This window comes from Acinetobacter sp. USHLN143 (genome assembly GCF_037145695.1).
GTDB lineage: Bacteria > Pseudomonadota > Gammaproteobacteria > Pseudomonadales > Moraxellaceae > Acinetobacter > Acinetobacter fasciculus.
In genome coordinates this window covers 34,791-57,471 of record NZ_JBBCWZ010000015.1, presented here as the reverse complement: position 1 = coordinate 57,471, position 22,681 = coordinate 34,791, and the positions used below count along the sequence as shown (strand labels likewise).

Here is a 22,681-nt window from a genome sequence, read left to right as displayed (position 1 = left end):
TCGATATGACAAGCTCAAAAGAAATTATCAAAGTTCTGTTGCTTTAGCCTGTATATTTTTATGGCTACCTTTATAGGGTTAATTATGAACAGTAAATGTCAACAGACCCTAATGAAATTGTAATAACTATTCATAATGACCATTATGTAAAATGGATATGATAGAAGTGTACTAGTGAGTACACTTCTATCATAAAAAAGAGAGCTGCTAGCTCTCTTTTTTATGTTTTATTCAAAATGAAGTTGATATTTATCCGTCGTAATCTTGATCTTGAGGTTCTTATATTTTCGTTTTGTGGCACTCAGGGCTGAATCTGTCACTTCTGCATAAAATTTAGGGTCATTCATTAGATCATTAAATAGTTTATATCCAATCAATAACTTACTGGATTTTTTCTTTTCCTTTAGATCATTTTCAATCAACTGATCCAATTCTTTTACAGAAAAACTATGCATATTACCCTCTATAGTATCTTTCTGATAAAACACCATACAGACTTAGCAAGAGGATTTAAAGCTTATTAGATAATTGATATTTATGAAATTGTGAGAAAGATAATATATTAGATTTATCTATTTAAGTTAAGTTTTTCTAAAAATAACATAATACACCTTATACGAAACACTTTATATTTATCATTAAATTTCAGTATATTAGATTAAGCCGCTCTAGGAAGTAAGGCACCAGAGCGGCTTTTTATTGATTATTCATGTTTCACGCTTAAAATTCGAACAGTGTTTCATGATTTTTATAAGTTAAACTAAATTTAGTTGCTAATCCCAATAAGCTATTCACTAACTTGTAAATATCGGTATACCGCCTGACGACTAATCCCAAAAGCTTTCCCTAATGCCATTTTCGATGGATACTTCCCCTCCTTCCATGCTTGTCGTAAAGCTTCAGCTTGGTCAGGCTTTAGTTTATGCACCCGACCTTTGTACTTCCCCTGAGCAGAGGCGAGTTTTATTCCTTCCTTTTGCCGCTCTAAAATGATCTCACGTTCGAACTGTGCAAAAGCACCCATCATTTGAAGCATCAAATTATCCATCGGGGTGGATTCGGCTGTAAAAGTAATATTTTCTTTTACAAACTGGATGGCGATCCCTCGTTTGACCAGTTTATCTACTTCAGTGACCAAATCTTTTAGGCTTCGCGCAAAACGATCCATTGAATGTACAATCACCCTGTCCCCTTCCCGAACATAGTTCAACATTTCCTGAAATTTAGATCGGTCAGTATTTTTACCTGAAGCACGGTCAACAAAAATCCGGTCGACCTCAATTCCTTCAAGTTGACGTCCAGTGTTTTGCTCGACAGAACTTACCCGGACATACCCTACTTTTTGGCCTTTCACTTTTTCACGCCCCAATTGGATAAAAATGAACAATTTCGTAAATTATAAATCTTTAATACTAAAGTTACATGTTACTTATGATTAAAAATCATTTAAATGATACATAATTTCATGAACTTTCAGATTGTAACTTTAGGGTGTAGTCTAAAGTAACACCTTGAACTTTTGCAACAGTGCCCTTAAATTGCTATACACACCAATGGACCAAGCCGGTTCACGTTCTCTTGCATAACTGCAACTTTATTGAAGTTCACATGCTTCAAGATCGCTTTCATCGGCTCCGACATGCCTTCGGTTTCCGACAAATCCGAAATGTACTCTGACTGGTCTACATACTTATAGAAGTTGTTATCAGGGTGTTGTTCTTTAATGCTTTGCCAACATTGGGGAACCATCACAGAGACTGGTCTGATCAGGTTGAAATTATTGGCGATATTCAACCCATACAGGTCGAAATCGGTATACACCGCTACCGGACATTCTTCTGGCAGAACTTCAAGCAACTGATTGACTGACCGGCAGTTCTTACCATGCCCCCTGTAAAGGAATAGGCTGTCTTGCCATTCGAGTGGAACTTGCTGATACCAGTCCGAAATCCGTACAAGCATAGTGCCATTCTCAATAATGATCAGCTTCCTGATTTTTTCTACTGCAAGATGCTCTAAGGACACGGCTGTTGTCACGCCAGGATGTGCAATGTGCATCTCACCGGACTTTAACGGTAGTTGTGCATTGATCGCAGCAAACCAAAGCTGCTCACCGAAAACGCTGGCATTGCCAGACTTTTCATCTATACGATGATCAGCAAGCGATATTCGGTCTGCATTGGAGTCATACGTTACCTCTGGCTCCGTTTTTACATGCTTTCCGTACAGAACCCGAAGCACATCAAGATCTGATTCACTTAGATGCAGCTCACGTTTGATGATGCTGCCGATCTGCATGTCTTTGTTCAGCATTGTCCATGTCTTGTTAAGCTTCACCACTCTGGTTTTAAGCTGTAAAACCGTCTGAATGATTGAGAGTTCTCTTTGCCCTAAGCGCATTGCATCACCTTTCCGTTGCTGTCTTTGCGACGAAACACGATATCTGAAATGTAGTAGTTGCCATTATATTTAGCATCCGTTTCACCCACTAACTGCAACTCAAGATGGTTTGAGTGGTTGAGTTCAAACTCATACAGGAGGCGACTAATCCAGTATTCAAATTTGCATCCAGGCTCTAGGCGTATGTAGGCGTTCTTTGCTGATATTTCATTGATTGCCGGACTGCCAAAAGCGTCAAAGAAGAAAAATGCAGCTTTATCCAGAGGTGAGACTGCCTTCACTATCGTATGCGTTGCCTTCTCTACCGGTGGGCGTTTTTTTTCAACAACTGGACCATCTTTTTTAACACGCTTCTGATTGGCTGTCTGAGCTACCGCAGATAAAGTGTTCTCAAAATCCTCAAGGTAGATATCGGCACGAGCTTTCAGCTTGATAAGTGGTACACGACGGAAGCTATCAGGTGCCTTGTTGAAATCAATATCGGCATTCAGCGTCCGGTTGTTGGCAAAATGACGGTGCAGCGCATCAATCAGATTGATTCGCTCCTGGGTTTTTATGTCCTTTTTCCATTCAAAGAGTTGCTTGTCCAGTCGGTGATGGCTGTGGTTCATTTCTTCAATGGCTTCAAACACGCTTGGCTTGAGACGTTTGGAGATCACTCTCTGCAAGTCTGCATCACCTACCGCCAATTCATCCATCGTATTTGGTGAAAGGATTTCCAGTGCCGTAATTAGCATTTTGGCAGTCTTTAAGCTTTGTTCAGCCTTACGCATTTTCATGTCGTAGTTGTTGAACAGCGACAGATACTCAAAGCACTGATCGGCAAAATTGGTCATGTTCTCGCTGATATTGTTTGAAAGCTCAATAATCAGGTCACTTGCTTCAACCTTTAATACTTCGGCACTTTCCGGGTCCTCGACTTTTGACAAGGCATAGTCGGTACTCACCGTTTTGATACGATCAATCAGACCGCTAATGTCGGGTGCGGAAATGTTGCGTTTCTTTCTGTTTTTATAGAAATTCACAAACTCAATGACGAAGTTTCTTAGATGCAGCGTGTTTTTTTCTGCATCCAGATACCCAAGATCGCAAGACAGCAAATTATCAATCAAGGATTTGTTTGATTCATTGACCTGAATAGACGAACTGGTAAACATGATTGCTTCGGCAATAGCATCAATGTTTGCAGAGAAAACCTTCGCCCCACGTTCAGCCGGATTCACGAAGTCGATCATAGTAACTCGCCCTGCTCCACATCATCTGTTTGAGTGATATCAATCGCATTGTGTTCGGCAAGGTACTCAGCTTCATCGTAGAAAATCGACCAACGTGAAGTTGCCAAAAACTCAGTACCCACAACCCCAACCGGCACTAAATATTCGCGCTGTACCAAAAACTGAATAACACCGTTGATCTGGTCTTTCACTGTGCTTGCGGTCTTACCCAACTTTGCAGAGAGTTCTTTTAGCCCTTTTTGGACATGCTTGGACTTCTCCACTTCAACCAGGATTTCACCAGACGTAATTCTGTCGCCTCCAATCAGAGGTTCATTGCGCCCCCCTGCCTTTCTGAACAGTCGCAGCCAGTCCACAAGTGGCTCCATTTTGCTGACGTTTTCCTCAAACTGTTTGGTGATGACCTTTTTGATCTCAGGGTCACTTTCAATATCAAGGTAAATCAGGAAATACCCACCACCGCACGGTGTCTGAATACACTTTTTGCCTAGAAAACTAATATGGTTGTTTAGTTGATCTAAAAATTCGACATCATTCAAAAACTCAAAGTTCTCAAAATCACTCCACTGGTCAATTAGATAACCTTCTAATAATTTGGTCGCTACTTTTGTTAATCGTTTATCAGCCATTTAAAATTCTCCACTTTTTCCCTATTAGACTGGTTCTGCTGCAAGCAATGGGTTATCGCCTTCGATTTCCAGTGGAACAACAGTGCTGACACCATTGGCTCCAACAATGTAGAGATTCTTAAACTTGTGGTTAGAGGTTGAGTTTTCCGGTTGAGCACAGACCAGATAGATTTTGTTATGGTCCATCATGTCGAACAGCAAATTGGTGTTGATCGCATCAAAGTTGCCAATCTCGTCAAGCGGGATATGGATGTAGGTCGAGTTATCAGGGCATAACTTCCGTGACAATGCGAGGAACATGATCAGCACCAGAATACGTGACGTTCCTGTACTCCCTGCACTGGTAAAGTCGTTGTCAGTACGCAGCTCGGCAAGACGACCATTGTTCATCACGCTCATTTTCAGACGTACCATAGAGCGGATATCATCAGTATGTCCTTTGGTGCTTTCAATTGCCTTTAAGGTGTATTCACAGCAACGAATGAAATCCTCGCTCGGAATGGAGCTGCTTTGCATGTTTTCAAAGGATTGATAGTCCTCACACTGCAAAACAAACTGATTGAGCTGATCTAGGGTGTTCTTGTCATTCAGCACACTTTCCAGATTCATTGAGAAGTCAGTGAATGCCTTGAACTTGTTGCTACGGTTCAGGTAGCCAGACAGTTCCGTAGATACGCTCTTTAAACGCTTATTTAGATTAAGGATTTCCTGAATATAGTTACGCAACTGAGCCGATTTATTACGGAAAATGTTTGTGACTGCATCATGCTTTTTCGGCAAGTCGTAGTCCATGATGCTTTCGATGGTAGACATGGAGTTAATGGTGTTCATGGTTTCACTGGTAGTCCCCATACTCTCCATCTTTTCCTCAAACAGCTTGAACAGAGAGAAGGCTTCATATTTGCGCAGTAATGCCTTAGAAGCGTTTGTCTGCAAGCGTAATTGATAAATCTGTTTCTTCTGTGTATCAGCCAACGTACCCAGATCACGAGAGAAGCTGTCGAAGCTTAAAAACTCAGGTCGATCTACCTCTACCAATAGGATATCTTCATCGAACAGGTTTTCGATTTCACGCCCCTGTTTATCCAGCTTTTTGATTTTCTCCCTGAAATCTTGTGCACTCGCTTCAAGATTGTCCACTCTTGTACGAAGGGAGGTTCGGACTTGTTCAAGCTCACTTTCCAGTTTGGAAAGATTGTGGCTGTATTCAGATACAAGTTTCAGAGCTTGGTTCATGTCCTCGATATGGTTCTGCTTGTACTGATAGTGGTTTTTCTTCCACATATCGTACTCAGCCAAAATGCTTTCATAGCCTTTGACTTTGGTGTGCTGTGCAATCGCAGCCTTGATCTTCATTTCTGCCTGTTTCAGGATATTTTCATCCACGCCTTGCTCACGCAGTTTGCTGTGATACAGGTTGGTCAAATCATCCATCTTGGCTTGATAGCTGCTCTCTAGCTGCTTTTCCTTTGTGGCAATCAGGTCAAGCTTGATACGCAAGTCTGCATAGGACGCATCATAGCTCTCCTTTAAGCCATTTTTTTCAAGCATGTTGGCTGATCGAAGCTCACCACGTTTCTTCGGCTCAATCTGATTGTTGAAAGTTTGCAGCTCGTATTTCGCTCTATTTACAGCTTCTTGCTCAATACGTGTAGCTTCTGCCTTCTTCGCTTTCAGCTCTTTCTCAGTCTGGTCATAAACCTGTCGGGCTTGCTGCTTCTCGTTTTGCAGGGTATTTAACTCATTTTCGAGTTTAACAACTGCAATATTGGTCTCGTTGATCTCTCTATGGATGGACTGAGCCAGATGCGATTGCTTGTCGTACTGCTCAACCAAAGAAGCCGTGTAAATCTCGGCATCTTTCAGACGTATTTGTAGTTGCTCAAGACTGTCGGCTTCCCCTGGAATCTCCAACTTGTTCAGGTCTATTTCAAGACCATAGAGGCTTAGCGCATTGGCATTCACGCCAGTTTGCCAGACAGGGTTCAGGTTGGTTTTGAAGAAAAGCTCAGGATTGATGACCTTCGCAATGGTAGTACGCCAGTCCACATCTTCATTCGGTGCATCATTCAGGAACCGTAGCAAGGTGTCTTTCTGGAACAGGGTTGTACGCAGATTCTCTTCTGACTGCTTGGCTTTCTCAAGCTTGGCTTTTAATCCATTAAGATCATACTGCGCCTTGTTTTGATCAAAATTAAGTTGTTTAAGCTTGTTTTGAGCCGCTTTCAATTCGTCAGACTTTGCAGACAAGGTATTCTCTTTGACTTCATAAGCCAACTTGAGGCGCTGTAGCTGTAGGTTTTCTTCATCCGTAAACAGTGTTGATTGGTGCATGCGCTCCATAGCTGCTGACTGGATATCCAGAAGCCTTTGACGTTCACTGGAAATTTCTTGATCAAGAATTTGGAGCTGTTCAGCCTGTTTGCGCTCAAGCTCTTTCACCTTGAGATCAAAGCGGTTTCGCAACTGGTTGATTGCCTCCTGAACCTCGTTAGATTCAGCATTAAGGGCTTCACTGGATGCCATTTTTTCACGAAGCAAATCTGCTGAATGCTTGTCGTACTCGCGGTTGATATTTTCGTAGCTTTCAGTCAAAAACTGTTTGTATTTCTTCGCTTCTTCAATCTCGTTGAAGTAGTGCGCACGTTTCTTATATTCCTGTTCCATGACGGAAATATTCATGTCTTGATAACGTCTTTCCGCAACTTCAATATCATGAATTGCCTGTTTAAAGTTACCTGCAGACTTTTCTTTTACTGCAATCAGCTCTTTGACTTGTACAATCTGGTTATTCAGGTTACGGACTGTCTCATTCCCTTTGTTCTTTACCGCATAGATTTCATGCTCTATCGAACTGATCTGCTGCTCGTAGTTCACCACATGGTCCCGGAGTACCAACAGGTGTGCATGAAGCGCATTAAAGGAGGCTAAGACCGCATTCTTTAACTGAATGCCAGAGATAATCTTCTGCTTTTCCGATTGAAGGCTTTGTAGGGCTTTCACATCATTGATGGTTGCTAACCAATCTGCGGTAGAGGTTGGTTTTGTTTTGATTTTCTCGTTGTCCAAATACGCTTCAATTAACATGGTTTTGAAGTTTGAGACAACATTGTTCTGGTTAATCGTTACCTGGGTCAGATTGCTCAGGAATTTTAGCTGTTGTTTGCTTCCAGACAGTGAATAGCGGTTGCATAAATCACGAAGGTTTCTTTATCAATCGCCAGCACATAAGGTTTCTGCTGGTAATAGCTGCCTCACAGGTGCTGTGCATCTCCTAGGACTTGCGGATCAGCCTTTTCAAGCACATGAAAACGTAATCCCATCTGTTGCAACACATAACGTACTGCAGTTGTTCCGGTACATACTGCCCATTCGATGTGTTGCTGCGAGAGATGAAAAACCAGAAAGGCCACCATCAGTTTGGCTTTGTCCATATCTAGTGCTGCCAGATTGCCAATTTCTACTACTTTGTCTCGGCTGACCGTGGTCTGGCTGAGCTTGCCAAGAATATTTTCAATTGGTTCATCGAGATACTGTTCCAGAAAGGCATTAAATTGATTTAAATGCTGCATTCACCACCTGCATCTCGGCACCGTGATAACCGGCAAACAGGGTCGAAGAGAAGCTCGATACAGTGGCCTGATGGACTTGCTGATATTTTTCCTGAATAAAATGTTCCAGGCTACGGCGTTCAGGTGTCTCGCTTTGTTCTACAGTTTTGACCGTCAAATGTAGCGATTGATCCTGTGCTGAAATTACCGGATACGCCGGAGGTACTTGTACTAAAAATTTATTGTGATGGATTTGTTTTTTATATTCAGGCTGCTTGAAATATGTATTTAGAAAGTGAATCTGACTAGATAAATAAGGATCAAAACTGAACTTGATCATTTGGCTCACACCACGAAATTAACTTGCTACTCAAGATAGAAGTCCAAACTTAAAAAATTCTTAATTTTGTGCAAAAGAATGTAAAAGCTGTGTGTATAAAAAATCCAGAGAACGGCCGGTTTTTTAAGAACATTTTAAGATTGAAAATTTAAGTTAATCCTATCTCTTGTTAACTGAAACTGTTCTATGTCTTCCTACCGCTCACCTTATAAAGGCACCTCAGGAACGCAGCGTATTTTTAATGCGACCCGTTATTCCCTGGCTGGTTTTAAAACCGCCTTTCAAAATGAGGCTGCCTTCCGGCAAATTCTGCTGATCAACCTTATTTTGATTCCTCTAAGTTTTTGGATGCCGGTTAGTCCAGCTGAGCAAGCGCTGATGGTCGCCGTATGCCTACTGGCGTTGATCATTGAACTGATTAACTCAGCGATAGAGGCAGTGGTAGACCGTATTTCCATGGAACGGCATGAACTGTCTAAAAATGCCAAGGATATGGGCAGTGCGGCTCAGTTTGTAGCACTCAGTTTAATTGCTCTGACCTGGGGCATCATTTTGGCTGGTCATTTGATTTGACCTCTGCTCTTGCTACTGCCTGAAATGGACAACTTAAAAATGATCACTGACCGTTCCCGGTTTTTACTGACCCAAACTTTACTTTTAATCTTCAGTTTTTTGATTCTTCTCAACTTCTTTGACATTGGAGGAGTGCTGGACTTACAGCTCATCTATCCATTTATCGATGATCAGGGTCAATTTCCCCTTCGACAACAATGGGCACTGGCAGAACTCAATCATCGCTATGTGAAAGACCTGCTGATTCTGGTGTATATCACATTATTGCTGGGCTGGCTGGCATCACTGAAATGGCAAAACTGGCATATACGGCGCTGGGAATTTGGCTATTTTTTTAGCATGGTAGTGCTGACCACGGCCTCGATCGGAATTTTAAAATCTCAGTCGGCCCATGCCTGTCCCTGGGATATGACCATACCTACCCATAACGGGATTTTGTGGGATTTTAGTGCTACTGCGGGCCACTGTTTTCCTGGAGGGCATGCATCTAGTGGTTTTGCGTTGATGGCTGGTTATTTTGTTTATCGCATTTCTAACCGCAAGCGTGCTTATTTTCTTCTGATCGCTGCAGTAATTTTAGGGTTGACCATGGGCTGGGCACAAATGATGCGCGGAGCACATTTCCTGAGTCATAATTTATGGACTGGCTGGATTATCTGGTGCATGAATGTCATTGGCTATACGCTGTTTAGCCATAAACTACCCATAGAAAAGACCACTCCTATACTCTCTAGTATCAGGCAACCTTAACTCCAAAAAAACCAGAAGCTTATTCGCTTAGGCTTCGATTAAAGGAAGCTTGACCTGTACACAAAGGCCACTCAGATTGGTACTTCGAGAAAATTCTAGTGTTCCACCCAAGCGCTCGGTGGCTTTATCTACAATGGATAAACCCAAACCGCTGCCAATTTCTGCATGGTTATGTATCCGGTAGAAGCGTTGCCGGATCTGATTGAATTGAGCAGGATCTATCCCTGCCCCACTGTCTTCAATTTGTAAAACCGCCTGCCGGCCTTGCTGGAAAATAGATACATTAATCACGCCATCCTTCGGACTGTATTTAATTGCATTATCAATTAAATTATAAATAATCGAGTGCAAAGCTGAAGCCTGGCCCTGAATCTGCAGTTCCTGTTGCTGTTCTACGCCCAAATCAATGTCTTTCTGTAGCGCCAGTTGAATCAGCTCTTCGATACAGGTGACTGTCATTTGATTCAGTGATAGCAATTGAACAGGTTCGCTTAAACCTTCGGTCACATCCTGTTTGGCCAGACTTAATAACTGGTTGACCAGATGCTGCATACGCAAAATGCCTTGGCTCAAATTATGGATAGACTCGCTCTGCGGAAACTGCTGTAGCAAAATTTGTACCTGTAAATTCAAAGCCGTCAGTGGCGTGCGTAATTCATGGGCAGAATCTGCTACAAATTGACGTTGTTCCTGTTGGGCCAGAGAAATGCGACCAAACAAATAATTCATTTCCTGAATGGTCGGTTCCAGCTCTAAGGGATAATCTTTCATTGCAATTGGCTTTAAGTCTTGTGCCTTGCGGCTGGCCAATTCAGTTTTAAAATCATTAAGGGGCTGAAAATTTTTCCGGATCATCCAGCCTAAACCGAATAATGCAAAAGGTAAAAAAAGCACATAAGGAAGAAACATATTGGCTGCCAGCTCCAGAGCCAGTTCCTGCCGGACATTTTGCTGCTGGCTCACCTGAATCTGTAATTGCTTACCAGGAATAATATAAGTTAACCAGGTTCCATACGGCGTTTGATGCTTGTAGAAACCTGCTTTCTTGACCGGCGCCACCAGAACATCCTGCGGATGCAAAGAAGTGGCTGTATCTGTATAGGACCAGATATCTACAAATAAATCTTCTTCACTGTATTGTTTGGCTAGATCAATTTGGCTTTGTAAAGGTTGTGGATGATTTTCTGCAATGCGCTCTGCCAGACTTTGCATCTGTTTATCCAGTACTTCATTAATTTCTTCGAGCGCAATTCGGTATGCTGCAAAGATCAGCACACAGCCCAATACCACGCTAAACAGTGAAATATAAATAACCAGACGTTTTTGCAAGGAATAACGTTTCTGCATGGCGCTCATCCTAAACGATATCCTAGCCCACGTATGGTACGGATGAAGTCTTTTCCTAATTTTGCCCGCAGATGATGGATATAGACTTCCACCGTATTACTGCTGACATCACTGTCAAAGTCATAAAGCTTGTCTTCTAAATCATTTTTAGAAAAAATTTTATTCGGATGATTTAACATGGCCATTAAGATGGACCATTCCCGGTTGGATAATTCTATAGCCTGTCCATTAAACAGAGCGATATGCTGCTCTAGATCTAGTTCCAAACTCCCGTGTGATAATTTCTTATTCGTATCTATCCCGGTATTTTTTAAACCACTACGGCGTATTAAGGCATGAATACGGGCCAGCAACTCGTCAAATTCATAAGGCTTGATTAAATAGTCATCTGCTCCCTGATTCAGCCCATCTACCCGGTTTTGTAACTGATCCCGGGCGGAGATAATCAGCACCGGTAAATTCGGAAACTTCTGCCGGATATTTTTTAGCACCAGCATGCCATCCATCATCGGCAAGCCTAAATCGAGCAGGACAATATCGTAGACCTGCTGCTGTAACTGTTTTAAACCCTCAATCCCATTATTGACCCAATGCACATCAAACTGATGCAGCTTGAGCAATGTTTCAGTCGACTCGGCAATCATAAAGTCGTCTTCAATAATTAGTATTTTATGCATTTCAAGCTCTGTTCTTTAATAATGGTGAGCATTGTGCAAGCATATCATTTTTAGCTTCAATCACTTGCGTTTTTATATCCAGCAAGCTTAATAAGCTGGGGAAAAGATGATCCTGACTACGGGCTTGGTTGGTCTGTCCTTTGAGACAGCTGATCTGCTGGATATTCTGCTGCTTCCAGGCATCGGAGAACCACATCAGCATCGGGACATGGGTTTGCTGAGTGGGCGCCATGCTATAAGGAGCACCATGCAGGTATAAACCATGCTCTCCGGTGGATTCTCCATGATCAGACAGGTACCAGAAACCGGTCTGATATTGAGTCTGCTGCTTTAAAGTTTCAATGATTTGAGCAAGGACATGGTCTGTATATACAATCGAATTATCATAGCTATTTTTTAATTCTTCTGTACTACAGCCCTGAATGGCATTGCTATTACAGGTCGGCTGAAATGGCTGATACGGCGCTTTGGAACGCTTGAAATATGCCGGCCCATGACTGCCCATCTGATGCAGTACAATTAACTGCGGTTTCGGGTTATTTTTATCCAGATGCGCCAGATAATCTTTCAGGCTATCTACCAGAATTTCATCAAAACATTCACCACCAGCATCACACCACTTCTGTTTCAGTTGTGCCGGAATCTGATACTTTTGTACCCGGTCACAGGCACCTTTACAGCCTGAGTTATTATCAATCCAGGTCACCTGATATCCGGCGCGCTGGGCAATATCCAGCAAACCTTCTCGGTGGCTGGCGAGCTGTTCATCATAGGTTTCACGTGACATGCCCGAAAACATACACGGGACTGAAACGGCAGTTGCTGTGCCACAGGAACTGACTTGACTAAAATTAATCACCGCTAACTTGCTCAGTTCAGGATTGGTATTGCGCGCATAGCCATTTAAAGCAAAACTCTCGGCACGTGCAGTTTCTCCAACAACTAGCACCATTAATTTAGGATGCTCCTGCATTTGGGCCTGCTGTAACAGATGAGCATCTTCGCCAAAAGCCACCAAAGCTAAATTCGCTTTAGGTGCTTTCTTTTTATAATAGGATAAGGTGGACGCGATGCTATTTTGTGGAGAAAGCATTCCCTTCAGATCACGGTGCTCTCTGAAGATGGCTGCATAGTCGACATAGAAGCAGAACAATAAACCTAGAATCAGTCCGAGTGAGACTACACTGCTCAGGCTTTTATGCACCAGCTGATGCCCAGTCGATGTAGGCTGAATTTGAAGCATCCAGACGATGCCGAGTGGAAATATTACAAATCCCAGTGTCCAGATGATCAGTCGCATTGACCAAAGATCACGGACTTCACGGGCATCAGTTTGCAGCATATTCTGGATCTGGTCAGGCGTAATAACGACCCCCAGACTATTGACAAAATAAGCACTAAAACCACCCAGAATGATCAGGACACTGGCCAGTATTTTGGCGTTCCATTTCCAGTTCAGCCACTGTAATACCAAGTTGTAAAAGGCAATGATGATCAATGCCGTGGCGGCCAGTAACAGACCTGCTTTCAGATTGGCATAAGGCGTAAATTCATGAATTTTCTGATAGAAAGCAAAGTTTAAGATCAGTCCTAGCCAAATAGCGAGCAACATATTGAAGCCTGAAAGACTAATCGACTTTTTAGGTCGCTGACTAAAAAAAGACGAATGGGAAAACAGCTTCAGCATGATCCGTGGCTCAAAGACTTTAAGATGCTTTAGCCTAGAATCTGAAACTTAAAAATGGCTTAAAATGACTGGATCATTTTATAATATATGCAAACCAGCTCCCTTTTATTTCAAACTCAGAAGAATAAAGATAAGTCCTAACATATGTAGAATTTGGCTAGGCGCAAAATACAGAAAAAACTTCCATCCCCCAGTCACAAAAGAATTGATACTTTTAGACACCGCATGTGCCGCAAGTCCAATCATGACAGCATAAATTAAAGTCAGGTTATGAGGATTTCCCTGTATCACTACACCTGCTACAGCAGCATGCACTTCAAATAAAGAGGCTAAAAAAGTACCTAAGATTAAGCCGCTATCTCCCAGTAAAAGATTCGCGCCGTAAATCCCAGCCTGGATTAAGGTCAAACTGACCGCAATAATCACCGCTTCTTTGATACTGAACATTCGGCTATCAATTTCTTGTATTTCATTGATGGTCGTACTGTTGTCCGCTTGGGGAGTTCGATAAATCAAGAATCCGGCTGCAATACATAAAATTCCGATCCCCCACCAAACTCGGAATCAGCAGGAACTTGAACCACTCTACGCTCACTCCCAGAACAATCAGCAAGAGCTGTAATAAGGTGGCAATACAGGAGATCAATCCGGCGCCTGCATTTAATTTTGCACTGGCCCGCCCGGATCGGACTTGCATGCCCAAACTGGCAATCGTGGCCGTACTGGAGACAAATCCCGAGGCTAAGGCAGATAAAATGAGAGCCTTATCATTGGATAGGATTCGTTTTGCCACATGTGCCATGGACTGCACAATCAAGATTAAAATGAGTAGTTTAAGGATGATATAGGGATTCAGTACGGCGCCCCACAAGGGCTTATTGGGCATGACCGGCAACGCAATCAATATCAAAGCCAATAAAAGTAAGCCATCTCTTAACTCATAGCTTTGGATCGTTTTTCCGGCAAATTGATGCAATGTCTGTTTGCCCATCAGGATAATCGTGAGTAGAACCGCCATCCCTGCAGCCAGTGGGATATTCCACACACAAATAGCGCCAATGATATAAGTCATCAAAAAAGCCAGTTCAGTGGTAGATCCAATATCTTGTTTTTGTTGAAACAGGCTATACACACAGAACAGGCTGACCGCTACAGCTCCTATCACCCCAATATAGAGATGCAAAGGGGTAAATTCAAAGAATGGTTTTATAGCTTATTAGATGCAATTTAGAAGTGAATGAAACTCATCTAAAGATTAGAAAATATCAGTCTATTCACTCTGTTTAATTTCATTTAAATCATTCGTTAGAAAGGCGTCTGAGGTCACCCCACTATCAATGAATAACCTCAACCCCCACGTAAATCTTAAAATTCTTCCCGCTGTAATTCATTCACCGTTTGCCCCTGCTTTGCAAACCACTGATCACGACGTTCAAACAAGCGTGGCGCCGCCTGATTCACTTGATCAATTAGAGCGTGTAAATCGGCATTGATCAAACGGCCATTTTTAACCACAGTCTGTCCCGCCACCATCGTCATCACGACATCTTGGCCTTGAACTGCATGGACTAAATTGGTATGCAAATTAAATAATTTTCTATGATCAATCAACGGCATCATCCGCGGTGTATCCAGTTTCACCGCAATCAGGTCGGCCTGTTTGCCGACTTCCAATGAACCAATTTCATCTTGCATACCCAAGGCTTTAGCTCCTGTAATCGTAGCCATTTGACAGACTGACCAGGCATCCAGGGCGGCCGCATCCAGCGAAGAAAATTTGGCCAGCAATGATGCCGTTTTCATTTCTTCAAATAGATCCAGGTTATTGTTTTCTTTTTCTCCGTCAGTACCCAAACCCACCGCAACGCCTTGACGTAGCATTTCAACGACAGGCGCTGCACCGGAAGCCAACTTCATGTTGGAAATAGGATTGTGCGCAACCCCTACCGCATGTCGCCTTAAAATCTGAATTTCATTTGCATCTGTCCAGACGCAATGTGCCAACAAAGTTTTAGGCAGATCTAGCAAGCCCAGTTTTTGCAGACTCTCAATTGGGCGAATACCTGAACGGCGCAGGTTTTCCTGTACATCAAATTGGCTTTCATTGCTATGAGTATGAAAACCGGTTTGATAATCCTGACAAAGTTTCTCAATACGGCTTAATGCTGAAGCTTCAGCATAAAACAGGTGCTCTAAACCTACCCAAACCTGAATACGTCCATTCGCCTGCTGATGCCAACGGTTGATTAAAGCCTCATTACTTTTTAAGGTTTCAAAATAATTGTGATCCGGATGCTCTGCGACATAGGGTACGAGAACGGCACGAATTCCCAATGCTTGCGCAGCTTCAGCACTTCCGTCCATATAACGCCACATATCAACGATGGTGGTCGTTCCCGACAATAGTGCCTCGGCATAACATAAATAGGAGGCGATTTTCGCATCCTCTGGTGTCAACACCCGGTGCATCGGGTCAATATACTGCTGTAACCAATCCCAAACCGGTAATCCTTCAGCCGTACCACGCAATAAACCGGAATGACAATGGGTATTGATCAAGCCCGGCATCAGGATCTTTTGTGGGTAATCTTCAATGAGCACCTCTGGATAGCATTGAGTTAACTGTGCCAATGTACCCACTGCTTTTATTTGGTCGCCCTCAATCAGTATCGCGCCATTTTTAATACATTCATTCTGCGCATTCATGGTAAGGACATAGGAAGCTGTTAAAATTTTCATGATTTATACTCAAATCTATTCTATTTATGATGAATGGCTGCGGTTATGGCACGAAGGTTTTGCCTAAAGAAGATGGCAAATTCATTTTGAGTACTTTTTTATTCCGTGAAATCATGACCAGTACCACAATGGTGGCTATATAGGGCAATGCGGCAAGCAGCTCGTTCGGAACCTTGATTCCAAGCGCCTGGGCGTGAAATTGCAAAATGGTTACGCCCCCAAACAGGTAAGCGCCGAGCATTAAACGTGTTGGTTTCCACACCGCAAATACTACCAGTGCAATGGCAATCCAGCCGCGGCCTGCGACCATATTTTCAATCCACATCGGGGTATAGACGGTTGATAGAAATGCTCCGCCAACTCCTGCCATCAAACCGCCAAATAGTACTGCGCCATAACGAATCGCCAACACGTGATAACCCATGGCGTGCGCACTTTCCGGTGATTCTCCAACTGCTTTAAGCAATAAGCCCAAACGGGTTTTGGCCAGCACCAGCCAAACGGCAAAAAATGCCAAAATCGACAAATACACCACATAGTTTTGCTGGAACAAAATCGGACCCAATACTGGAATATCCGCTAATAGTGGAATATTAAAATTAGCCAGACCCGGTAAAGCCATACTGACGTAGTTCTGTCCCAAAAATGCAGAGATACCGAGTCCAAAAATGGTTAAAGCCAAACCGCACGCGGATTGATTGGTACTTAAAGACAAGGTAAAAAAGGCAAAAATCAGGGCCATCAGCATGCCTGCCAGACCACCCATCAATAAGGCACTTAATACACTGGCATCATATTGCGCAGCAAAAGCAAAACCTGCAATTGCACCGACCAGCATCATCCCTTCTACTCCAAGATTAATCACACCAGTCCGCTGTGTGATCAATTCCCCCAGACCTGCGAAAATCAGGGGTGTTGCTGCCGCAACAGTACCTGCAAGAATTGCAGTTATTTCTAAAGCCATATCATGCTTCCTTTTGCTGTAGACAACATTGGGTTAAAGGGTGGTTGCTGTGGGCTGAGGGACAGGTGACGCCATTTTTTTGCTAAAACGGTAACGGTTTTCAATCAATGCATCGGAAGCCAACAGGAAAAACAACAGCAGGCCCTGGAAAATACCGGTAATCGCGACCGGAAGCTGTAGCTGCATTTGTGCCATTTCACCGCCAAGATAAATCAACGCCATAAAACAGCCTGACAGCACAATGCCGATTGGATTGAGACGACCTAAATACGCCACGATAATCGCTGCATAGCCATAACCTGGGGACAGGTTCGGATTCAGCTGACCAATAGGTCCAGCCACTTCACAGATTCCGGCAATACCTGCCATCATTCCGGAAATCACCAGACTCATCCAGATCGCTTTGGAGGAAGAAAAACCTGCGTATTTGGCAGCTAAAGGTGCCTGACCGCTGACTTCCAGTTTATAGGCCGTCAGACTTTTACGCATAAAAACCCAGAACAGAAGGACTGCAAAAAAAGTGACAAAAATAGAGGTATTAATGCGTGTGCCTTCTACAATAAATGGCAGCGTCGCACTCTCACTAAAAACCACCGATTGAGGGAAGTTCATCCCTTCCGGATCACGCCAGGGACCATTGACCAGGTATAGCAACACACATACTGCGACATAATTCATCATCAGGGTGGTCAGGGTTTCTTCAGCATTAAAATGGGTTTTCAGTAAGGCAGGAATTGCACCCCAGAGTGCCCCACCAAGTGCGCCCATAACGATCATTAACGGGAGAATCCACCAGCCGATGTGATCATGAAATAAAATCGCAATACCACCGCCAAAAATCGCGCCCATGGTGAGCTGACCTTCAGCACCGATATTGAATAATTTGGCTCGAAATCCGACCGTCAGCCCCAAGGCAATCAGAATCAGAGGTCCGGCTTTGACTGCCAGTTCACTCCAACCATAAGACGATGTCAGCGGTTCAATAAAGAAGATGTACATGGCTTGCGCGGGATTAATCCCCAACATTAAAAACAGAATACTACCGACAATCAGCATGGCTAGCAGCGCAATGAGCGGTGAAAGCCACTTCATGATTTGAGAGGGATGTTCACGCGGTTCCAGTAAATGCATGTCGCTCTCCTCTCAACCTGTATATTTGTTTTTTTGTTATATTAAGCATGAGCTTGCTGCTCCTCTACTATGATGGCAGTGTCATGGCCTGGAATGCCTGACATCAAGATTCCAACATTTTCAGTATTGGTTTCATGAGTAGGTATCGCTGGAGATAGTTCACCATTGGCCAAGACACAGAGACGATCACTGATTTCAAACAGCTCTTCTAATTCTTCTGAAATCACCAAAATGGCAACACCTTGTCGAGAGAGATCGATCAGGGTTTGCCGGATAAACATGGACGCGCCCACATCAACGCCCCAGGTCGGTTGAGCCACAATCAGGAATTTCGGGTTTTGCAAAATTTCCCGGCCGACAATAAATTTTTGTAGATTTCCACCGGACAAGGAACGTGCTTCTGCCTCTGGGCCACTGGCTTTCACCCCGAATTTTTCAATACAGTGCTCGGCAAAAAGCTTACATTGTGCAAACTTGATTAATCCCCATTGCGTCAGGTTCTGCCGAAATGCGGTCAGCAAGGCATTCTGGGACAGTGTCATGTTCGGGACTGCTCCTCGGCCCAGACGTTCTTCAGGGACAAAGCCCAGGCCCAAATCACGCCGTTGTCCAGAACTGAATCGGGAAATATCGATTTGATCCAGAACCATCCGGCCATGTTTCAGGCTATTTTCACCCGACAATAAAGACAGTAATTCTGCTTGCCCATTGCCAGAAATCCCGGCAATTCCTACAATTTCACCGGCAAAAATATTTAAATTGATATTTTTCAGCGACACACCAAATGGGTCGTCGGACTGGTAATTGAGATTCTCAACCTGGAATAATATCTGTTTTTCACCTGTATATTCAGGGCGTACATAGGTCGGTAAATCACGGCCAATCATTAAGCGTGCTAAATCACTGGTACTGTTGTCTTTGGGATTAACATTTCCGGTGACACGGCCATTGCGTAAGATGGTCGCTTCATCACAGAGTTCTTTGATCTCGTGTAATTTATGACTGATATATAAAATTGAAACGCCTTGGGAGGCCAATAACCGTAAAGTTTTAAACAGTTGCCGTACCGCTTGTGGTGTCAATACTGAAGTCGGTTCATCTAAAATGATTAAAGCGGGATTTTGCAAAAGGCAGCGAATAATTTCGACACGTTGCCGCTCACCTACCGATAAAGAATGTACTTCGCGGCGTGGATCAATGGGTAAACCATATTGTTCTGAAACTTCAATAATTTTTTGGCTCAGGACTTTTAAATGAATCTTTTCATCCAGTCCCAGCAAAATATTTTCCACCACGGTCAAGGTTTCAAATAAAGAGAAATGCTGATAGACCATGCCAATACCCAGTTTTCTCGCCATCGACGGATTGTCAATTTTGACTTCTTTACCGTTCCAGAGCATTTGTCCCTGATTGGCCTGGGTTGCCCCATAAATGATTTTCATCAGGGTACTTTTTCCGGCGCCATTTTCACCCAAGATGGCGTGAATCTGTCCGGGTTGAACGGTTAAATGTATCTGGTCATTCGCTTTCAATGAATTGTAACTTTTACAGATATTGATGAGCTGTAAACGCGGTACACCTGAAGAAGAACGTGCATTCAACTCTTGCGCATGAGCAGATCTATCGTGTTGAGAGGTCATCATCAGTGCCCTATTCCATGCCGTAGCAATTCAGCATCCATCGATGGTTGTCAGGCATGCAAATGGATGCAGAAAAGTACATCAAAGTGTTTAAAGATTTTTAATTGCAAAATGGCAAAGCTTTATTTCGGTAATGAACCCTCTACGCCCTTCACGTAGTAATTCATTTTACTTAGTGCCGCATCATCTAGGCGCTTGCCTTTTGCCAAGACCAATGTACCATCCTGTTTATGAATCGGGCCGGTAAATGGATGCAGTGTGCCTTTTAAAATGCCATCACGTACGCTGAGCGCTTTTGCTTTAGAGGCTGCCGACACGGAAGGACCAAAGCTTTCAATATCGACTGCTTTTTGTTTCACGCCATACCACATTGCACTGGGTTTCCAGGTTTTATTGCTGACTTGCGTCATTACTGGAGTGTAGATTTTTTCCCAATGTAAAACCGATGCGGCAAGATGCGCTTTAGGGCCAAATTTGCTCATGTCAGAGTCCCAGCCAAAAGCAAAGACACCTTTTTGTTCAGCCGCCTGTACCACTGCCGGAGAATCGGTATTTTGCATCAGCACATCTGCACCTTGAGCAATCAATGCCAAGGCTGCATCACGTTCTTTGCCCGGGTTAAACCATGAATTCACCCAAATGACTTTGGTTTTAATTTTTGGATTTACACTTTGTGCACCGAGGGTATAGGCATTGATATTACGGATGACTTCAGGAATCGGAAAAGACGCAACTACACCCAAAACATTATTTTTGGTTTTTTGCCCTGCGACCACACCCAGCATATAAGCGCCTTCATAGGTACGGACATCATACACTCCTAAATTTTTCCCCTGCTTATAACCGGTTGCATGCATAAATACTGTATTTGGAAATTGCTTGGATACTTTTTCCATCGCATTCATATAACCGAACGAGGTTGCAAAAATGACTTTATTGCCTTGTTGTGCCAGGTTACGGATCACACGTTCGGCATCTGCTGTTTCAGGGACATTTTCGATATAAGAGGTTTTATATTTTCCTGCGAGGGTTTTTTCAGCCTTAATCCGGCCCTGATCGTGAGAATAGGTCCAGCCATGGTCGCTGGTTGGGCCAATATAAACAAATGCGGCTTTATCTTGGGCCTGAACATTGGCGACAGCGGCCATGCCCATTACACCACTTGCCATTAATACCCCTACCAATTTTTTCAATCCGGTTTTCAAGCTATTTTTTTCTTTCATTCTATTCTGCTCTTGGTTGTTCTGTGTCATGCAACACATGCTTTAAAATGACTTCACGCAAATGTGCTCAGTCTGTTCAAGATATAATTAGCAATAAGCATTCCAGTTTTTATAAAAATAATAGAAATAGGGTTTTAAAATAAGATATTTTTGTTTTTATGATTTAATTAAAAAGTAATGGTATTAAAGCAATAAATACTAAGCTTGTAGTTGATATAAAATTTAATTTAATAAAATGATTTATTTTTATTATTGCTTATTAGTAGTGCAATAAAATAAAACGCTTTAAATTTGTGCATTCCTTTTTTAATTGGAGCTTCATATTTTTCATGAGCAAAGATAAATGTAGATGATAGAATCAGGTATTGAGACTCATTGAGGGAATGGGATTTTTTTAGATATAAATCATTAATATTTAAATATATTAATAGTTTTTTTATAGTTAGGTTTAGCTTGTAATACGCCGAAAGGATGATGTTCTACAGGTATTTTTATTTTCTCTCATCATTGAAAGATGTTGGAATCAGCTAATCGGGGTTTGCCTGGATTGATTTATTTTAATTTCCAAATTTTGATAATATTAATCAATTTTAATTAAAGAGTAAGCGGGTATGAATAATATTTTGATCATTTAAAAAATATAAATAAAAACCACTATATTAAAATATAGGGTTTCTATTTAAAGTTTAATCCATATTTTTAAATTTTAAAATATATTAGACAACATAACGTTTACTTAATCCCCACTCGGCTAAGATTCGACGATAGGTCGTTGAAGAGCGATCTGCTTCAAAATGCGCTTCCATGGAAATATCGAGCGGTAATTCTTCAGGTTTCTGGCTTTCTACCATGTCCTGATCTTCGGCAAAAATTTGTGCATTGAAGTCATATACTGCCTGTAAATCTCCTGTGGTATCGAAGTTGCGTGTCAGTGGCACAAATAAACGGGTTTTATTATGTGAAACCGGACAACAGGCATTGAGAATTTTTAATTGTCCCTGCTTGGGGAAATGTACAGTCAGTACTGCAGAAAACGGTGGATAAACATCAAATACACGTTTCCACAAAAAACCTTCCGGTGCCAAATCTTGCATACCATGTGGATAGTTGCTGACACTGCTGACATATTCGGTATGCAGGCCGTAATCTGTACGTTCTGTCGTGTATTTGGGTACAACCTGATTTTCAGGATCTGCGAAAGAACCCTGATGAACCCAAGCAAAATGTGCAACATCAATAAAGCCTTCCAGTTGACGGCCACTTGAACCGGCAATATCCACAAACGGCGGTAAAATTGCCTGATGATCTGGCATCTCCCAGGTATCTAAAACAGGGAAATTGGCTTTTGCTTCGTCACGGCCAAAAATACTGGTCCAGATCAAGCCATATTTTTCCACCACTGGAAATTTAGTCAGAGAAAAACGCTCAGAAATGTTGGTCAGCTCGGGTTGTGCAGGAATTTTGATACATTTACCCTGGCCATTGTAGTGTAGACCATGATAAGGACAGACCAGGTTTTCACCCGAAACCCAGCCTTTGGTTAAGGGTACACCCCGGTGTGGACAGAGATCACGGACCAGATGAATATCGCCACTTTCTGTTTTGTACAATGCCAGTTTGACATCAAGCAGGGTCACTTGTTGCGGTTGGGTAGAAACGTCCTGAATCCGTGCCACCGGATACCAGTGACGAGCCAGAATGTCCCAGTCCTGATCATCAAACTGGCTATAGCAGGGTTTGTTGAATAAATTGATGACTGGAATTGCGTTCATATCAAACCTATATTCTTACTATG

At 42.7% G+C, this 22,681-nt stretch carries 19 protein-coding genes and 2 pseudogenes; 3 read left to right on the top strand and 18 right to left on the bottom strand.

Translation table 11 applies throughout. The features are described 5' to 3' along the window. A pseudogene (locus WFH18_RS06400) lies at nucleotides 1-95 on the top strand (IS5/IS1182 family transposase); the annotation flags it as partial. 132 nt (nucleotides 96-227) lie between these two features. On the opposite strand, the gene WFH18_RS06395 reads toward WFH18_RS06400, so the two are convergent. The 8 genes from WFH18_RS06395 to WFH18_RS06360 all read right to left on the bottom strand — a co-directional run bounded on the left by WFH18_RS06395 (nucleotide 228) and on the right by WFH18_RS06360 (nucleotide 8,155). Beyond that, complete coding sequence (locus WFH18_RS06395) at nucleotides 228-455, bottom strand: hypothetical protein (protein ID WP_004812234.1); 228 nt, start codon at nucleotides 453-455, stop codon at nucleotides 228-230. 332 nt (nucleotides 456-787) lie between these two features. Further along, nucleotides 788-1,354 (bottom strand): recombinase family protein, encoded by a 567-nt coding sequence (locus tag WFH18_RS06390; RefSeq protein ID WP_005237480.1) that lies wholly within the window; start codon nucleotides 1,352-1,354, stop codon nucleotides 788-790. Nucleotides 1,355-1,533: 179 nt separating this feature from the next. Beyond that, nucleotides 1,534-2,241, bottom strand: coding sequence for a DUF7281 domain-containing protein (locus WFH18_RS06385; protein ID WP_227518671.1), 708 nt, complete (start codon nucleotides 2,239-2,241; stop codon nucleotides 1,534-1,536). Nucleotides 2,242-2,390: 149 nt separating this feature from the next. Next, nucleotides 2,391-3,635 (bottom strand): hypothetical protein, encoded by a 1,245-nt coding sequence (locus tag WFH18_RS06380; RefSeq protein ID WP_005100615.1) that lies wholly within the window; start codon nucleotides 3,633-3,635, stop codon nucleotides 2,391-2,393. After that, nucleotides 3,632-4,264, bottom strand: a complete 633-nt coding sequence (locus tag WFH18_RS06375) for a condensin complex protein MksE (protein WP_004676008.1) — start codon at nucleotides 4,262-4,264, stop codon at nucleotides 3,632-3,634. The genes WFH18_RS06380 and WFH18_RS06375 overlap by 4 nt, the downstream gene beginning before the upstream one ends. A gap of 24 nt (nucleotides 4,265-4,288) precedes the next feature. Continuing rightward, the gene (locus WFH18_RS06370; RefSeq protein ID WP_442892461.1) at nucleotides 4,289-7,411 is read right to left on the bottom strand and encodes an ATP-binding protein; all 3,123 of its coding nucleotides are present in this window, start codon (nucleotides 7,409-7,411) and stop codon (nucleotides 4,289-4,291) included. Nucleotides 7,412-7,518: 107 nt separating this feature from the next. Then, nucleotides 7,519-7,836 (bottom strand): thermostable hemolysin, encoded by a 318-nt coding sequence (locus tag WFH18_RS06365; protein WP_005100422.1) that lies wholly within the window; start codon nucleotides 7,834-7,836, stop codon nucleotides 7,519-7,521. Further along, nucleotides 7,814-8,155, bottom strand: coding sequence for a thermostable hemolysin (locus WFH18_RS06360; RefSeq protein WP_004729797.1), 342 nt, complete (start codon nucleotides 8,153-8,155; stop codon nucleotides 7,814-7,816). The genes WFH18_RS06365 and WFH18_RS06360 overlap by 23 nt, the downstream gene beginning before the upstream one ends. 186 nt (nucleotides 8,156-8,341) lie before the next feature. Between WFH18_RS06360 and WFH18_RS06355 the strand changes: the two genes are divergently transcribed. After that, nucleotides 8,342-8,728: a diacylglycerol kinase gene (locus WFH18_RS06355; protein ID WP_004729795.1), complete on the top strand. Its 387-nt coding sequence runs from the start codon at nucleotides 8,342-8,344 to the stop codon at nucleotides 8,726-8,728. A gap of 39 nt (nucleotides 8,729-8,767) precedes the next feature. Further along, nucleotides 8,768-9,478: a phosphatase PAP2 family protein gene (locus WFH18_RS06350; protein WP_005100420.1), complete on the top strand. Its 711-nt coding sequence runs from the start codon at nucleotides 8,768-8,770 to the stop codon at nucleotides 9,476-9,478. A 27-nt stretch (nucleotides 9,479-9,505) separates the two neighbouring features. Here WFH18_RS06350 and WFH18_RS06345 read toward each other — a convergent pair whose 3' ends face one another. The 10 genes and pseudogenes from WFH18_RS06345 to WFH18_RS06300 all read right to left on the bottom strand — a co-directional run bounded on the left by WFH18_RS06345 (nucleotide 9,506) and on the right by WFH18_RS06300 (nucleotide 22,658). Beyond that, nucleotides 9,506-10,825 carry a sensor histidine kinase gene (locus WFH18_RS06345; protein ID WP_005100417.1) on the bottom strand — a complete coding sequence of 440 codons (1,320 nt, stop codon included), beginning with the start codon at nucleotides 10,823-10,825 and terminating at the stop codon, nucleotides 9,506-9,508. A 5-nt stretch (nucleotides 10,826-10,830) separates the two neighbouring features. Beyond that, the gene (locus WFH18_RS06340) at nucleotides 10,831-11,502 is read right to left on the bottom strand and encodes a response regulator transcription factor (protein ID WP_005100414.1); all 672 of its coding nucleotides are present in this window, start codon (nucleotides 11,500-11,502) and stop codon (nucleotides 10,831-10,833) included. A 1-nt stretch (nucleotide 11,503) separates the two neighbouring features. Continuing rightward, nucleotides 11,504-13,189, bottom strand: coding sequence for a phosphoethanolamine transferase (locus tag WFH18_RS06335; protein ID WP_005100412.1), 1,686 nt, complete (start codon nucleotides 13,187-13,189; stop codon nucleotides 11,504-11,506). Nucleotides 13,190-13,294: 105 nt separating this feature from the next. Then, nucleotides 13,295-14,366 (bottom strand): annotated as a pseudogene (locus tag WFH18_RS06330) (DUF4010 domain-containing protein); the annotation flags it as partial. A gap of 188 nt (nucleotides 14,367-14,554) precedes the next feature. Continuing rightward, nucleotides 14,555-15,928 (bottom strand): amidohydrolase family protein, encoded by a 1,374-nt coding sequence (locus WFH18_RS06325; RefSeq protein WP_005100407.1) that lies wholly within the window; start codon nucleotides 15,926-15,928, stop codon nucleotides 14,555-14,557. Between the two features lie 43 nt (nucleotides 15,929-15,971). After that, nucleotides 15,972-16,892 carry an ABC transporter permease gene (locus WFH18_RS06320; RefSeq protein ID WP_005100406.1) on the bottom strand — a complete coding sequence of 307 codons (921 nt, stop codon included), beginning with the start codon at nucleotides 16,890-16,892 and terminating at the stop codon, nucleotides 15,972-15,974. Between the two features lie 33 nt (nucleotides 16,893-16,925). Next, the gene (locus WFH18_RS06315) at nucleotides 16,926-18,023 is read right to left on the bottom strand and encodes an ABC transporter permease (RefSeq protein WP_004280247.1); all 1,098 of its coding nucleotides are present in this window, start codon (nucleotides 18,021-18,023) and stop codon (nucleotides 16,926-16,928) included. 41 nt (nucleotides 18,024-18,064) lie between these two features. Beyond that, on the bottom strand, nucleotides 18,065-19,666 hold the full coding sequence (locus tag WFH18_RS06310; protein ID WP_004729773.1) for an ABC transporter ATP-binding protein: 1,602 nt from the start codon (nucleotides 19,664-19,666) through the stop codon (nucleotides 18,065-18,067). 119 nt (nucleotides 19,667-19,785) lie between these two features. After that, on the bottom strand, nucleotides 19,786-20,886 hold the full coding sequence (locus WFH18_RS06305) for a BMP family ABC transporter substrate-binding protein (RefSeq protein WP_005100402.1): 1,101 nt from the start codon (nucleotides 20,884-20,886) through the stop codon (nucleotides 19,786-19,788). A 716-nt stretch (nucleotides 20,887-21,602) separates the two neighbouring features. Beyond that, nucleotides 21,603-22,658: an aromatic ring-hydroxylating oxygenase subunit alpha gene (locus WFH18_RS06300; RefSeq protein ID WP_004280250.1), complete on the bottom strand. Its 1,056-nt coding sequence runs from the start codon at nucleotides 22,656-22,658 to the stop codon at nucleotides 21,603-21,605. Nucleotides 22,659-22,681: the final 23 nt, after the last annotated feature.